This window comes from Nonomuraea soli (assembly GCF_013761175.1).
GTDB lineage: Bacteria > Actinomycetota > Actinomycetes > Streptosporangiales > Streptosporangiaceae > Nonomuraea > Nonomuraea soli.
In genome coordinates this window covers 448,401-462,398 of sequence record NZ_JACDUR010000008.1, presented here as the reverse complement: position 1 = coordinate 462,398, position 13,998 = coordinate 448,401, and the positions used below count along the sequence as shown (strand labels likewise).

The following is a 13,998-nucleotide window of genomic DNA, read 5'->3' as shown; positions in this document are numbered from 1 at the left end:
CGGGACGAAAAGGAAAGATCTTGACGAGGCTCCGCAGCGGTGCTCGCCTGCCGGAAGGCCCCGCACCCGATAGGTTGATCCCGTGTCGACCAGAATCCGGGTGCCGGAGCAGGCGCATCGCAAGCTGACCGAGGGTTTCGAGCGCATCCGCCGCGAGCAGCACCTCCCGGCGGCCTTCTCCCAGGCCGCGCTCGACGAGGCCGAGTGGATGGCCACCTCCCCGGCCCACACCGGCCGCGACCTGACCGATCTGCCCTTCGTCACCATCGACCCGCCCGGCTCCATGGACCTCGACCAGGCGCTCTGCATCGAGCAGCTCGGCCAGGGCTACCGCGTCTGGTACGCCATCGCCGACGTCGCGGCCTACGTACGGCCCGGCAGCGCGCTCGACGCCGAGGCACGCCAGCGCGGCGAGACCGTCTACCTGCCCGACGGCAAGGTGCCGCTGCACCCGCAAGTGCTGTCGGAGGGAGCGGCCAGCCTGCTGCCCGGAGCCGACCGGCTGGCCGCGGTCTGGCGCATCGACCTCGACGCCGAAGGGCGCACCATCGGCGCCGACGTCCAGCGCGGCCTGGTGCGCAGCCGCGAGCGCCTCGACTACGACTACGTCCAGGCCGCCGTCGACACCGGAACCGCCGACGGCACCCTGCGCCTGCTGGCCCAGGTCGGCCGGCTCCGGCTGGAGCTGGAGCGCGAACGCGGCGGCGTCACGCTGCCCACGCCCGAGCAGGAGATCGTCGCGCTCGACGCGGCGGCCAGGGAGCGCGAGGACTTCCGGCTGGAGTACCGCGTGCCCCTGCCCTCCGAGGCGTGGAACGCGCAGATCTCGCTGATGACCGGCATGGCCGCCGCGGCGATGATGCTCGACGCCGAACTGGGGCTGCTCCGCGTGCTGCCGCCGCCGCACTCGTCCGACCTGGCCAAGGTGCGCCGCGTGGCGGCGGCGCTCGACGTGCCGTGGCCGGAGGGCGCCACGTACGGCGCCGTGGTGCACGACCTCGACCCCGGCAAGCCGCAGCAGGCGGCGTTCCTGCAGGAGTCCAAGGTGCTGCTGCGCGGAAGTGGCTACGTCGCCTTCAACGGGGCGCCGCCCTCCCACGCCGACCACACGGCCGTCGCGGCGCCGTACGCCCACGTCACCGCTCCGCTGCGCCGCCTGGCCGACCGCTACGCGGCCGAGATCTGCCTGGCGGTCGCGGCGGGCGAGCCGGTCCCCGACGACGTCCAGGAAGCGCTGCCGGAGGTGCCGGAGATCATGTCGACCACCGGGCGCCGGGCCAACGCCGTCGACCGAGCCTGCATCGACCTGGTCGAGTCGTTCGTGCTGCGTGATCGGGTGGGGCACACCTTCGAGGCCGCGGTGATCGACATCGACGAGCGGCGCAAGGGCGGGCTCGTCCAGCTGCTCGACCCCGCGGTGATCGCCCGCTGCGACGGCGAGTCGCTGCCGCTGGGCGAGCGCGTGACCGTACGCCTGGTCAAGGCCGACCCGTCCACCCGCGAGGTGCGCTTCACCCTCGCTTAGAGGATCCACCACCCGGGGCGGACGCCGCTGCACGCGCCCCGAGGGGTAGACCCGCTCCGGATACGGCCCCTGAGAGCCACGGGCTCAGGAGCCGCTCCGGACGCGGTCGCGGGGCGCCCTCCGACTCACGAGCCGCTGCGGAGACGGTCTCTGGGCGTCTCCGGCTCAGGAGCCGCTGCGGACGCGGTCGCGTGGCGCCTCGGACTCACGAGCCGCTGCGGATACGGTCTCTGGGCGCCTCCGGCTCAGGAGCCGCTGCGGACGCGGTCGCGTGGCGCCTCGGACTCACGAGCCGCTGCGGATACGGTCTCCGGGCACCTCGGGCTCAGGGGCCGCTCCGGCCTCGTGCGCGGCCGGGGCCGTGGCCGGGGGCTGAGATGCCACCTGGGGCCTGACCGCTCCCACCCCGGCCAGGCAGACGAGCACGATCCCCACGGCCTGCACGGGACCGGGGATCTGGCCCAGCAACACGATGCCCACCACCAGCGAGATCGCCGGCTCCAGGCACATCAGCACCCCGAACACCGCACTGGGCAGGCGGCGCAACGCCATCAGCTCCAGCGTGAACGGCACGACAGGCAGCAGCAGCGCGAGCAGGGCGGCCTGCCAGACGACCTCGAAGCTCAGCCCCGCGGCGGCCTGCGGCAGCCCCACCACGGCCACGGCGACCATGGCGGCGGGCATCGAGATGGCCAGCCCCTGCACCCCCGGCAGCCGCTCCCCCACCCGCTGGGTGAGCAGGATGTAGGCGCCCCAGCACACCCCCGCCCCCAGGGCGAAGGCCACGCCCAGCAGGTCGGTGCCGCCTTCCCAGGGACTGGTCAGCGCGAGCACCCCGGCCAGCGCCAGCGCGGGCCACAGCAGCCCCCACCGCCCGCTGCGGCGCAAGACGGCCACACCCAGCGGGCCGAGGAACTCCAGGGCGGTGGCGGTCGCCAGCGGGATCCTGGCGATCGCCTCCACGAACAGCACGGTCATGAAGCCGGTCACCACCCCGAGCAGCAGCGACCATCCGACATCGGCACGAGGCAGCGAACGGATCCGCGGCCGGGCCAGCGCCACGAAGAACACGGCGGCGAAGGCCAGCCGCAGCCAGGCGCTGCCGGCGGGCCCCACCCGATCGAACAGGCCCGTCGAGGCGCCCAGGCCGATCTGCACGCTGGCCATCGAACCCAGGGCCATGCCGACGGCTCCCAGACGGGAACCGGGGGAAACAGTCGAAGTCGTCATGACGTCCATGTCACTGCATGGGCTATGTCCGCGTCCACCACATGATCGTGGACGATATATCCGCATATTATGGACGGATGGATACCCGGCTCCTGCGCGTCCTGGTCGAACTCGAACGCCGCGGCACCCTGCGCGCCGTCGCCGAGGCCACCGGCTACGGCACCTCGGCCGTCTCCCAGCAACTGGCCACCCTCGAACGCGACGTGGGCGCCACCCTCGTCGAACCCGACGGCCGCCGGCTGCGGCTGACACCCGCCGGTGAACTACTGGCCGACCACGGACGCCGCATCCTCGCCGCCGTCGCCGAAGCCCGTGCCGCGCTCGACCCGCTCAGCGAGCCCAGCGGCACCCTGCGCATCGCCGCCTTCGCCGGGGCCCTCTCACGCGACCTGCTGCCGGTGGCGCGCAGGCTCGCGGCCAGCCATCCGTCGCTGCGGCTGCTGCTCAGCGAGCACGAGCCGGACGAGGTGTTCGAGCTGCTCGACTCGGGGCGGATCGAGCTGGGGTTCGTCTACGACTACAACCTGGTGCCGTGGGCCGGCCGTGAACCCACGGAGTTGCTGTGCGACACGCCGCTCGTGCTCGCCGTACCAGCGTCCCTCGCCGACGCGTACGGCGCCGCGGGCGACCAGTGGCTCTCGACGGACGCCGCCCCCGACGGCGCGCCCGGAACGGCATCGGGGGCGTCCACACCCCTCGGCGGCACGCCAGGCGGACGGCCCTTCGAGGCACGCGCGCCCATCAGCGACGCGCCGGCCAGAGCGGCATCGGGGGCGGACGCGCCCGTCGGGCCCCCGGGCAGGGCGTCGTCCGGGGCAGCCGGGCCGGCCATCGAAGCGGGCGCCGCGCTCACCAGCGGGGCGGGCTCGTCAGTGAACGGCGAGGCGGGCGCGACACCCATCAGCGAGGCGGGTGCGTCCCCCAGCGGCGGGGCGGGTGCGACGCTCCCCGGCGGGGCGGGTGCGACACCCAACGGCGAGGCGGGTGCGTCCGCCAACGGCGGGGCGGGTGCGACGCTCCCCGGCGGGACGGGCACGACACCCAACGGCGGGGCGGGTGCGTCCGCCAACGGCGGCACAGGCGCGTCCGCCAGCGGCGGAGCGGGTGCGGCGCTCAACGGCGTGCCCTTCGGCGCCGCTCCCGGTAAGGGTGCGCCGTTTCTCGACGCGCTGGCCCGGTGGGCCGGCACGCCCTGGGTGGTCAACTCGCGCAGCCGGGCCGATGACGAGCTGGCCGCGCGGGTGTGCGCGCTCGCCGGGTTCACGCCCGTCGTGGCGCACCGGGCCGACAGCCTGGAGCTCGTCCTCGACATCGTGGAGTCCGAGCTCGGCGTCGCCCTGGTGCCCGCCTTCCTCCCGTCGCGGCCGGGTGTGCGGCTCCTGCCGCTGCACGGCCTCGACGTACGGCGGCGCATGTACGCCGTCACGCGCCCGGGCGGGTGGCGCTGGCCGGGGGTGCGGCTCGTCGTCGATCAGGTCATCGCCGGAATCTGAACCCCCTGACAGACAAGGAAAGCCGCCCGCAGCGCCGGGGCTGGGGCGGCTTCCTGAACCGGTTCCAGGGGGACGGGTCGCTCACTTCTTGAGGGGGCTCCAGCCCGCGCCGACGCCCATGAGGTGCAGCGCGACGCAGAGCAGGCCGGCGGTGCCGAGGGTGGCGACGGTGACCACGCCGCCGACGGCGACGCCGGCGATTTCGAAGACGAGGGCGAGGACGAACAGCAGAGCGGCGAGGAGAGCGAACATCTTCCAACCTCCGGGCGGGGTGGCCGCACTCCGCGGGCGGGCGGGTCTGAGCGGATGTGCGTCCGAGGGCTTTTACGCGTTCGACAAGGGGATTTCCGCTGCGATCACCCCGGAAACTGACTGCAGAGTGACGTTGAGTGAACCTACGAACACGTCAGTTTGACCGGGCGGTCAGTTTGCCGCCACGGCCTCGATCTCCAGCAGCCACGCCTCGTCGTAGATGCCGGTGATGATGATCGTCAGCGCGGGCATGTGCTCGCCTAGCACCTCCTTGCGCACCTCGTAGTTCTCCCGCCGGTACTGACGGTCCGACAGGAAGACCGTCACCTTGACCAGGTCCGTCAGGCCCATGCCCGCCTCGGCGAGCACCGACTCGACGTTGCGCCAGGCCAGGCGTGCCTGGTCGGCGAAGGTCTCGGGCACGTGGCCGTCGGCGTCGACGGGTATCTGGCCGCTGACGAACAGCAGGCGGGAGACGTCGGTGGCCAGGGCGCCCTGGCAGTAGGCCGACTCGGGGCGGAACGACGTGATGGTCACGGGACCTCCATGGCGGTGTAGTACACGCACGCGGCGTCGTGGTGGTTGGCGAAGGAGTGCACCTGGTCGCCGTCGTAGTACAGGGAGTCGCCCGCTTCGAGCAGGTGGTCCTCGCCCGCGACGGTGACGGTGAGCCGGCCGCTCTCGACGGCGACGTATTCGCGCGATCCCGCCGCGTGGGCGGCGAACTCGCCGAGGACGACGTGGGGCGGGACCGAGGTGCGGATGAACTCGAACTCCACGCCGGGCAGGTTCGGCGACAGGATGCGGCGTTCCCATCCGCCGGGGTCGACCAGGGCGCGCTGCTGCTCGTGGCGGATGACCATGACCTTGGCCCGCGTGCTCTCGTCGAGCAGCCGTGCCGCGGTGGTGCCGAGGCCGGTGGCCAGGCGCGCCAGCACGATCACGGTGGGCGCCTTCAGCCCCCGCTCGATGGTGGAGATCATGCTGCGGCTCACCCCGCTGGCGGCGGCCAGGCCTTCCAGCGTGACGCCCCGCCGTACGCGTTCGGTTCTGAGCCGCTCTCCCAAAGCCACAAGATCCACGAATGGCACTATAGCGAACTATTTCTACCAAAGGAGAACGTGACGGGATTCACTCTCGCTCGGTGTCACGCTTCGCCGCCGCGTTTCGTCTTGTTGTCGAGACGGATCCGAAGGGGGACCCATGCGTCGCGAGTTCCGGTTTTCCCACTGGTCGTTCATGTTCGCCGAGATCGCTTTGTGGTCGTTCGCGGTCCTGATGGTGACCGGGGCGATCCTCATGTTCTTCTTCGACCCCAGCATGGCCCCGGTCACCTACGACGGCACCTACGCCCCGCTGCGCGGCACCCAGGTGAGCCGGGCCTTCGACTCCACGATGCACCTGAGCCTGGAGGTGCGCGGCGGCCTGCTCATCCGCCAGATGCACCACTGGGCGGCGCTCGTCTTCGTGGCCGCGGTCGCGCTGCAGCTGCTGCGCATGTTCGCCACCGCCGCCTACCGGCGCCCCCGCACGGCGCAGTGGCTCATCTGGGTGGCCCTGCTGCCGCTGGGCATGGCCGCGGGCGAGACCGGCCACATCCTGCCCGACGACATGCTCTCGGGCGGCAGCCTCTGGCTGATCAAGTCGGTGCTGCAGTCGCTGCCGCTGGTGGGCAGCTACGGCGTGATGCTGCTGTTCGGCACCGACTTCCCCGGCGAGAGCGTGATCACGACCCTGTACTGGGGACACGCGCTCGTCATCCCCGCCGTGATGGCCGCCCTGCTGGGCGCGCGTGCCTGGCTCGTGCGGCGCAACGGCCACACGCACTTCACCGACGCGGCGCCCGCCAGGCCCGGCGCCCGCCCGCTCATGGCGGTCGCGACGCTCGGCATGCTGATCGTCCTCGGCTTCGCCTTCCAGGTCGCCCCGATCTGGCTGTACGGCCCCGCCCGGCCCACCCAGATCTCGGCCGGATCGGTCCCCGACTGGTACATGGGATTCCTCGACGGCGCCCTGCGCCTGATGCCCGGCTGGGAGGTGACGATCGGCGGCTACACCCTGAGCCTGGCCGTCCTGGTCCCCGTGATCGTCCTGCCGGGCGCCTTCTTCACCGTCCTGGCGCTCTACCCGCTGGCCGAACGCCGCCTGCTGAAGGGACGACCGGCGAGCGTCACGCTGGAGCGGCCACGGCAGGCGCCGGCGCGCACCGCCATCGCCGTCGCGGGAGTCGCCTTCTACGGCCTGCTGTGGGCCTCGGCGGCCAACGACCAGTTCGCCCACCAGTTCCAGCTGACCGTCGAGACCGTGACGATCTTCTTCAGGTACGCCGTGGTCATCGGCCCGGTGGTGGCCTTCCTGGTCACCCGCTGGATCTGCCTGGGCCTGCAGAGCGCCGACCGGCACGTGGCCGAGCACGGTGTGGAGACCGGCGTCATCGTGCGCTCGCCGGACGGCGGCTTCCACGAGCGGCTCGTCCCCGCGGGGCACGCGATCGCGCCCCGCGAGGGCGATCAGACCAGCGAGGAGTAGGCGACGACGCCGCGGCGCATCGCGTCGATGGCCTTGGAGGCGGTCTGCCTGACCGGGCTGCCGGGCGGGCAGGCGTCGCCGAGCTGCGACAGCAGGTCCATCAGCTGCTTGACCCAGCGCACGAAGTCGCCCGCCGCCAGCTCGTTGCCGTTGATGCCGTCCATCAGGACCGCGTCGAGCGAGTGCCCCTTGGTCCAGCGGAAGGCCGCCCAGGCGAAGCCCATGTCGGGCTCGCGGATGATGGACACGCCGTTGTCGCGCTCGATGCCCTCCAGCTCGCCCCACAGCCGGATCATGGCCGTCAGGGCGTCCTGGGCGCGGCCCGCGGGGATCTTCGGACGGCGGGCGTCGTCGGACTGTCGCGACTCGAAGACCAGCGCGGACACGCACGCGGCCAGCTCGGCCGGCTCCAGCTTGTCCCACAGGCCCGAGCGCAGGCACTCGGCCGTGAGCAGGTCGAGCTCGGTGTAGAGGCGGCCCAGGCGGCGACCGGCCTCGGTGACGGTCTCGCCCTCCAGGTAGCCGAGCTGCTCCAGCACGCCGCAGACCCGGTCGAAGGTGCGGGCGATGACGTGGGAGCGGCCCTCGACCCGGCGGCGCAGCCCCTCGGTCTCGCGCAGCAGCTTGTAGTAGCGCTCGGCCCACCGGGCGTGGTCCTCGCGCTCGTCGCACCCGTGGCAGGGGTGCTGGCGGATCAGGCGGCGCAGCTCCAGCAGCTCCGCGTCCTCGACGGCGTGATCACGGGCCCGATCGGGCTTGCCGAGGTCGCGGTCGCCGATCTTGGCCAGCAGCGTGGAGACGAGGTTGGCCCGCTCCTTCGGGGAGCGCGAGTTGAAGTTCTTCGGGATGCGCAGCGTCTCGATCGGCTCGACCGGCACCGGGAAGTCGGCCGGGTCGAGCTTCTTGACCTGCTTGCCGATCGTCAGCACCAGCGGGCGCGGCCCTTCGCCCCGCGGGGTGATGCCGGGGTCGAGGACAATGGCCAGTCCCGCCCGGCGCCCGCCGGGAACCCTGATGACGTCGCCGGGCTTGAGCGCCTCCAGCGAGCGCAGCGCCGCGGCACGCCGGGCGTGCCCGCGCTGCTTGGCCAGCTCCGCCTCGCGGTCGGACAGGCGGCGGCGCAGCGCGGCGTATTCGGGGAAGTCGCCGCGGTGGCAGGTCATGGCGTCCTTGTAGCCCGCCAGGGCCTCCTCGTGCTTGCGCAGCTGCCTGGCCAGCCCCACCACGGCCCGGTCGGCCTGGAACTGGGCGAAGGAGGCTTCGAGCAGGGTGCGGGCACGCTCGCGGCCGAACTGGCCGACGAGGTTGACCGCCATGTTGTACGACGGCTGGAACGACGAGCGCAGAGGGTAGGTGCGGGTGCCTGCCAGGCCCGCGACCGACAGCGGGTCCATGCCCGGCTGCCACAGCACCACCGCGTGGCCCTCGACGTCGATGCCGCGCCGCCCGGCCCGGCCGGTGAGCTGGGTGTACTCGCCCGGCGTCAGGTCGGCGTGCATCTCGCCGTTCCACTTGTCGAGCTTCTCGATGACCACCGTGCGGGCGGGCATGTTGATGCCCAGGGCCAGGGTCTCGGTGGCGAAGACGGCCTTGACCAGCCCGCGCACGAACAGCTCCTCCACGACCTCCTTGAAGGCCGGGAGCATGCCCGCGTGGTGGGCGGCCAGGCCGCGCTCCAGGCAGTCGCGCCACTCCAGGAAGCCGAGCACGGCCAGGTCCTCGTCGGGCAGGTGCGCGGTGCGCTCGTCGACGATCTGGCGGATCTCGTGCTTCTCGCGCTCGTCGGTCAGCCGGATGCCGGCGTAGAGGCACTGCATCACGGCCGCGTCGCAGCCGGCGCGGGAGAAGATGAAGGTGATCGCCGGCAGCAGGCCCTCGGAGTCGAGCTTCTCGATCGTCTGCGCGCGGTCGGGCGGGCGGTTGCGCGGCGGCCTGCCGTACCCTCGCCTGCCCCCGCGTCCGGCCAGGCGCTCCTCGTCGCGGGCGATGCGCATGAGCGTGGGGTTGATGTGCTTGGGCCCGCCCTCGCCCGCCTCGGCGGTGAACATGTCGTAGATGCGGTTGCCGACCATCATGTGCTGCCACAGCGGCACGGGCCGGTGCTCGTCGACGATGACGGTGGTGTCGCCGCGCACGGTGCCGAGCCACTCGCCGAACTCCTCGGCGTTGCTCACGGTCGCCGACAGGGCGACGATGCGCACCGACTCGGGCAGGTGGATGATGACCTCTTCCCAGACCGCGCCGCGGAAGCGGTCGGCCAGGTAGTGCACCTCGTCCATCACCACGAACGCCAGGCCCGACAGGGTGCCGGAGCCGGCGTAGAGCATGTTGCGCAGCACCTCGGTCGTCATGACGACGATCGGCGCCTCGCCGTTGACGCTGTTGTCGCCGGTGAGCAGGCCCACTTTGGCCGTGCCGTACCTTTTGACCAGGTCGTTGTACTTCTGGTTGGACAGCGCCTTGATCGGGGTGGTGTAGAAGCACTTGCGCCCCTGCTCCAGGGCCAGGTGCACGGCGAACTCGCCGACCACCGTCTTGCCCGAGCCGGTGGGCGCGGCCACCAGCACGCCGTCGCCGGCTTCCAGGGCCCGGCAGGCGTCGAGCTGGAACTCGTCGAGCTCGAAGTCGTACAGCCGGCGGAAGGAGGTCATCGCGGGGCCGTCGCCGGAGAGCTTCTCCCGGAAGGCCGCGTACCGTTCCGCTGGTGAAGCTGGCGTCGTCATGCCTGTCAGCCTACCGAAACCAAGATTCCGGTCCGTCCAAGTCGGGCGCCTTTACAAAGTAAGTACGCTGAGAGCTGCGGGAACGACCTCGCACGTGACCGGAATCGCCCCGACCCGCTCCCCGTCGGCATAGGCCACGACGTCGGGGGCCTCCACCCTGACGCTGCGCGCCCGCCTGGTGATGACCGCCGGATGGCTCACGTGGGTGCCCTTGAAGACGCGCGGGAAGGTGCGCAGGAACTCCCCCTTGCCCACCGCCCCGAGGATCGTCACGTCGAGCAGGCCGTCGTCGTAGAGCGCCGACGGGCAGACCTTCATCCCCGCCCCGTAGGAGCAGGTGTTGCCGACGGCGACCAGCATCGCCTCCAGCTCCAGGACCTCCCTCTCGTCGAGCACGACACGGAAGGGGATCGGCTGGAACGAGCGCAGCTCCTGGGCCAGGGCGACCAGGTACTTGGCCATGCCGCGCGGGCGGGTCAGCCGGTTGGCGCGCTCGTTGACGCGGGAGTCGAAGCCGCAGCACACCACCCCGGCGAACCACTCGTCGGCGATGCGGGCGGCGTCGACGACGCGCGGCGAGCCGCCGAGCACCACGTCGGCCGCCGTCAGAGTGTCCTTGTACGGCAGGCCGAAGGCCGAGGCGATGTCGTTGCCGGTGCCCGCGGGGATGATGCCCAGGGGCACGTCGGTGCCGGCCACCGCCTGGAGTGCCAGATGCACCAGCCCGTCGCCGCCGAAGGCCACCAGGGCGTCAGGACGCTCGGCCACGGCGGTGCAGGCACGGTCGAGCGCGTCGGCGGCGTCGTCACCGACGATGACGCTGACGTCGGCGCCGCGCGAGCGCAGGCGACGCACCACCGGCTCCATCAGGCGCAGCGCGCCGCCGTTGCGGGCGGTGGGGTTGGCCAGCAGGGCCAGGTGCGGGGACACGCCCGCAACCTACCGGCGTTCCCCTTCCGAATCCAGAGGCTCCTCGTCGACGGGCAGCTCGGAGGCCTCGTCGTCGGACAGATCGGCGAACTCGTCGTTCTTGGCCGCGCGCTTCTCGCGCACGTACATGAAGAGCTCGGCGGCCACGAACAGGATGATCATGGGCAGGGCCAGCCCGATCATGGCCATCGGGTCGCCGCCAGGCGTGACCACCGCTCCGAAGACGAACATCAGGAAGATGATCATCCGGCGGTGCTTGGCCACCGTGGCGTGGGACAGCACGCCCAGGATGTTGAGGAAGATCAGCACCAGCGGCAGCTCGAACGACACACCGAAGATCACGATCATGATCAGGATGTAGTCGAGGTAGTCGTCGATGCCGATCGTGGCCACCGAGCCGTCGACGCTGAAGGACAGCAGGAACGCCAGGCTGGTGTCCATGATCACGTAGGCCAGGAAGGCGCCGCCGACGAACAGCGGGACGGCCAGTCCCAGGAAGGTGATCGCGTAGCGCTTCTCCTTGCTGTACAGCGCGGGGGTGACGAACCCCCAGAGCTGGTACAGCCAGACGGGCGAGGCGATGATCATGCCGACCATCGCCGAGACCTTCAACGTGATGAAGAAGGACTGGAAGATGCCCGTGTAGGTCAGGCTGCACTCGCCGGTGAGCTGGCGGGAGGCCTCCGTGGAGCAGTAGGGCTCCTTCAGCACCGCCCATACCGGATCGAAGACCAGGAATCCGACCACCATGGCCAAGACCACGGCCGCCAGCGAGATGAGGATGCGGTTCCGCAGCTCGCGCAGGTGGTCCATGAGGGGCATGCGCCCCTCGGGGTCAGGGGGTGGGCTGTTCTTGCCCGACCGCTTGAGCAGCGCCATCGCTGATGCTTACGCCTTCTTGTCGGCCTGGGCGGAGGCGCGCAGCCGGGCGGCCTCTTCCTCGAGCTTGCGGGCCTGCTCCTCCGGGCTCAGCACGGGGGTGGCCTGCAGCGGCTGCGGCTGCTGCTGGACGGTGTAGGTCTTGACGTCCTCGTCAGGGTCCTCAGAGAGCTTGCTGGTCTCGGCCTTGAAGATGCGCAGCGACCGGCCGACACCACGAGCCAGGTCCGGCAGCTTCTTGGCGCCGAAGAGCAGCACAAGAGCCAGCAGGATCAGGATGATTTCCGTAGGTCCCAGGTTCATGCGACTTCCTTAAATGCCCAGATGGCTGTTCTCAGCCACGATCGTACGCTGCCCTGGGGACAGTCTCATCCCTCCGGCGCCCGTTCTGTCCAAATTGTTCATGAGCTGCGGCGATTTGCCTGTTCAGGCCGCGGGCCGCCACGAGCACCCGGACACCCAGGGCGGCCAGCACGAGCAGACCCGCCGCGCCGGCGCCCACGTAGATCCACGTCATGGGGCAGAAGAGTACAACGCCAGGGCCCGCCCGGCCTCGGCCCGCACCTTCTCGGCCAGGCTCTCCGGCGAGACCACCCGCCCGGTGTCGCCCAGGCGCAGCATCAGCTTGAGCACCCAGTCGTCGTCGCGGGCCCGCAACGTGATGCGCAGGCGGCCCTCGCCCAGCTCGGTGGCCTCTTCGTAGGGGTAGTACTCGGCCACCCAGCGGCCGGCCGCGGTCACCTCGAGCTCCACGAGGCGGTCGGTCGGCGAGGGGCGGAAGACTCCCTGGGTCACGTCGATCGGCTCGGCCTCGGCCGGAGGGCTGGAGGGCACGTCGAGCACCTCCACCGACATCACGCGGTCGAGACGGAACAGGCGCATGCCCTCGGCGCGGTAGCACCAGCCCTCCAGGTAGGTGCGGCCGTCGGCCATCACCAGCCTGGTCGGGTCGACCTCGCGCGGGGTGACCTCGTCGCGGCCCGGCACGTAGTAGCGCAGAGAGACCCTGCGCCCCCTGACCAGCGCCTCGCGCACGAGCGGGAGCGCGTCGGGCGTGGCGTCGACGTCGATCTCGACCTGGTTGCTGACCGCCGCCGCGCCCGCGCCGGCCGCCTGCTCCAGCTTGGCCACGACCCTGGGCAGCGCGTCGCCCTGGGCCACCTCCGGCATCGCCCCGATCATGCGCAGCGCCACCAGCAGCGCGCTGGCCTCGTCGATGCCCAGCCGCAGGGGCCTGGCGATCGTGTCGGCGTTGTCGATGACGATCTCGCCGCCGTCCCACGACACGTCGATCAAATCGCCCGGCGTGTGGCCGGGCAGCCCGCACATCCACACGAGCTGGAGATCGTCGATGAGCTGCTTCTCGCTCAGCCCGAACACCTGGGCCACCTCGCCGACCTGAGCCCCCGGGTGGGACATCAGGTACGGCACCAGCGCCAGCAGCCTCGGCAGCCGATCGGCCGCACCACTCATGCCCATGCCCCCTTGAGCCTTCTGATGACCGCGTCGCGGGCGTCGGGCGGCTCCACCACCCGTACGTCGGCGCCCAGGCTGGCCAGCCATCCGGCCAGCCGCTCGGGGTCGGCGAAGATCAGCTCCGCACGGTCCCATTCCTCGTCGGCGGGGCGCACGCCCCTGGCGATCTGCCGCAGGCCCTCGCCCGTGCCCTTTCTCACCAGCACGACCGCGGTGCGCTCCTCCACCGGCTCGCCCTCGGGGAAGCCCACCATCTCGCGCAGGTCGACGCCGTCGGGGACGGTGAACGGCCCCTTCAGCGTGGTGACCTCGCCCATGATCCGCGACAGGCGGAAGGCGCGCGGCGCGGCGCGGTCGCGGTCGAAGCCCGCAAGGTACCAGCGGCCGCGGCGCGAGACCACGCCCCACGGCTCCACGGTGCGGGTGCGGATGTTCTCGCTGCCCGAGGCGCGGTAGTCGAAGCGCACCACCTTGCGGTCGCGCACCGCCTCCCACAGCGCGGGGAAGGCCGGGTCCTTGCTGTCGACGCGCAGCTCCAGGGCGCCGCCCAGCGGCGAGGCGTCGGTCTGCACGCCTCCCGCGCGCAGCTTCAGCAACGCGCCGGAGGCCGCGTCGGCCAGGCTGGCGCGCTGCCACACCTGGGCGGCCAGGCCCAGCACCGCCGCCTCGTCGGGCTCCAGCGTGATCTCGGGAAGCTCGTAGGACTGCCGCTCGATCTTGTAGCCGGGCTCGTCCTCCCACGGGTCGCGCATCACCTCGATGGGGATGCCGATCTCGCGCAGCTCGTTCTTGTCGCGCTCGAACATGCGCTGGAAGGCCTCGTCGCTCTCGCGGTCGTAGCCGGGCACGGCCTGGCGGATCTGCTCGGCCGACAGCGGGCGGCGCGTCGCGAGCAGGCAGATCACAAGATTCAGCAACCGCTCGGTTTTCCTGCGCGACATCGTCCCCTCCACGTATAGCC

The 13,998-nt window shown here is 71.6% G+C and carries 13 protein-coding genes; 3 read left to right on the top strand and 10 right to left on the bottom strand.

The genetic code is table 11. The annotated features are described in order from the left end of the window. The first annotated feature begins 82 nt into the window (after positions 1 to 82). Positions 83 to 1,525: an RNB domain-containing ribonuclease gene (locus HNR30_RS38335; protein ID WP_181615030.1), complete on the top strand. Its 1,443-nt coding sequence runs from the start codon at positions 83 to 85 to the stop codon at positions 1,523 to 1,525. Positions 1,526 to 1,810: 285 nt separating this feature from the next. Here the strand turns inward: HNR30_RS38335 and HNR30_RS38330 are convergent, their stop codons facing one another. Next, the gene (locus HNR30_RS38330) at positions 1,811 to 2,707 is read right to left on the bottom strand and encodes an EamA family transporter (RefSeq protein ID WP_220134454.1); all 897 of its coding nucleotides are present in this window, start codon (positions 2,705 to 2,707) and stop codon (positions 1,811 to 1,813) included. Between the two features lie 125 nt (positions 2,708 to 2,832). Here HNR30_RS38330 and HNR30_RS38325 point away from each other — a divergent pair, with 125 nt between their 5' ends. Next, the gene (locus tag HNR30_RS38325) at positions 2,833 to 4,248 is read left to right on the top strand and encodes a LysR family transcriptional regulator (protein WP_181615028.1); all 1,416 of its coding nucleotides are present in this window, start codon (positions 2,833 to 2,835) and stop codon (positions 4,246 to 4,248) included. Between the two features lie 81 nt (positions 4,249 to 4,329). On the opposite strand, the gene HNR30_RS38320 is transcribed toward HNR30_RS38325, so the two are convergent. The 3 genes from HNR30_RS38320 to HNR30_RS38310 form a co-directional block, all read right to left on the bottom strand. Beyond that, positions 4,330 to 4,500, bottom strand: coding sequence for a hypothetical protein (locus HNR30_RS38320; RefSeq protein WP_181615027.1), 171 nt, complete (start codon positions 4,498 to 4,500; stop codon positions 4,330 to 4,332). Between the two features lie 171 nt (positions 4,501 to 4,671). After that, complete coding sequence (locus HNR30_RS38315) at positions 4,672 to 5,037, bottom strand: RidA family protein (RefSeq protein ID WP_181615026.1); 366 nt, start codon at positions 5,035 to 5,037, stop codon at positions 4,672 to 4,674. After that, a complete protein-coding gene (locus tag HNR30_RS38310; protein ID WP_220134453.1) occupies positions 5,034 to 5,582 on the bottom strand; it encodes a helix-turn-helix domain-containing protein in 549 nt (182 codons plus the stop codon). The genes HNR30_RS38315 and HNR30_RS38310 overlap by 4 nt, the downstream gene beginning before the upstream one ends. Before the next feature lie 121 nt (positions 5,583 to 5,703). On the opposite strand from HNR30_RS38310, the gene HNR30_RS38305 reads away from it, so the two are divergent. After that, entirely contained in the window at positions 5,704 to 7,029 is a 1,326-nt protein-coding gene (locus tag HNR30_RS38305) for a cytochrome b (protein WP_181615025.1), read from the top strand. Here HNR30_RS38305 and HNR30_RS38300 read toward each other — a convergent pair. The 6 genes from HNR30_RS38300 to HNR30_RS38275 form a co-directional block, all read right to left on the bottom strand. Next, positions 7,011 to 9,752, bottom strand: a complete 2,742-nt coding sequence (locus HNR30_RS38300; RefSeq protein ID WP_181615024.1) for a DEAD/DEAH box helicase — start codon at positions 9,750 to 9,752, stop codon at positions 7,011 to 7,013. The two genes, HNR30_RS38305 and HNR30_RS38300, sit on opposite strands and share 19 nt — an antisense overlap. A 51-nt stretch (positions 9,753 to 9,803) precedes the next feature. Next, positions 9,804 to 10,682, bottom strand: a complete 879-nt coding sequence (locus HNR30_RS38295; protein ID WP_181615023.1) for a diacylglycerol kinase — start codon at positions 10,680 to 10,682, stop codon at positions 9,804 to 9,806. A 9-nt stretch (positions 10,683 to 10,691) separates the two neighbouring features. Beyond that, complete coding sequence (tatC, locus tag HNR30_RS38290; protein ID WP_181615022.1) at positions 10,692 to 11,561, bottom strand: twin-arginine translocase subunit TatC; 870 nt, start codon at positions 11,559 to 11,561, stop codon at positions 10,692 to 10,694. Positions 11,562 to 11,570: 9 nt separating this feature from the next. Further along, complete coding sequence (gene tatA, locus HNR30_RS38285; RefSeq protein ID WP_181615021.1) at positions 11,571 to 11,864, bottom strand: Sec-independent protein translocase subunit TatA; 294 nt, start codon at positions 11,862 to 11,864, stop codon at positions 11,571 to 11,573. 210 nt (positions 11,865 to 12,074) lie between these two features. Continuing rightward, complete coding sequence (locus HNR30_RS38280) at positions 12,075 to 13,034, bottom strand: helix-turn-helix transcriptional regulator (RefSeq protein WP_181615020.1); 960 nt, start codon at positions 13,032 to 13,034, stop codon at positions 12,075 to 12,077. Beyond that, a complete protein-coding gene (locus tag HNR30_RS38275) occupies positions 13,031 to 13,978 on the bottom strand; it encodes a helix-turn-helix transcriptional regulator (RefSeq protein WP_181615019.1) in 948 nt (315 codons plus the stop codon). Before HNR30_RS38275 ends, HNR30_RS38280 begins: the two co-directional genes overlap by 4 nt. Positions 13,979 to 13,998 lie beyond the last annotated feature (20 nt).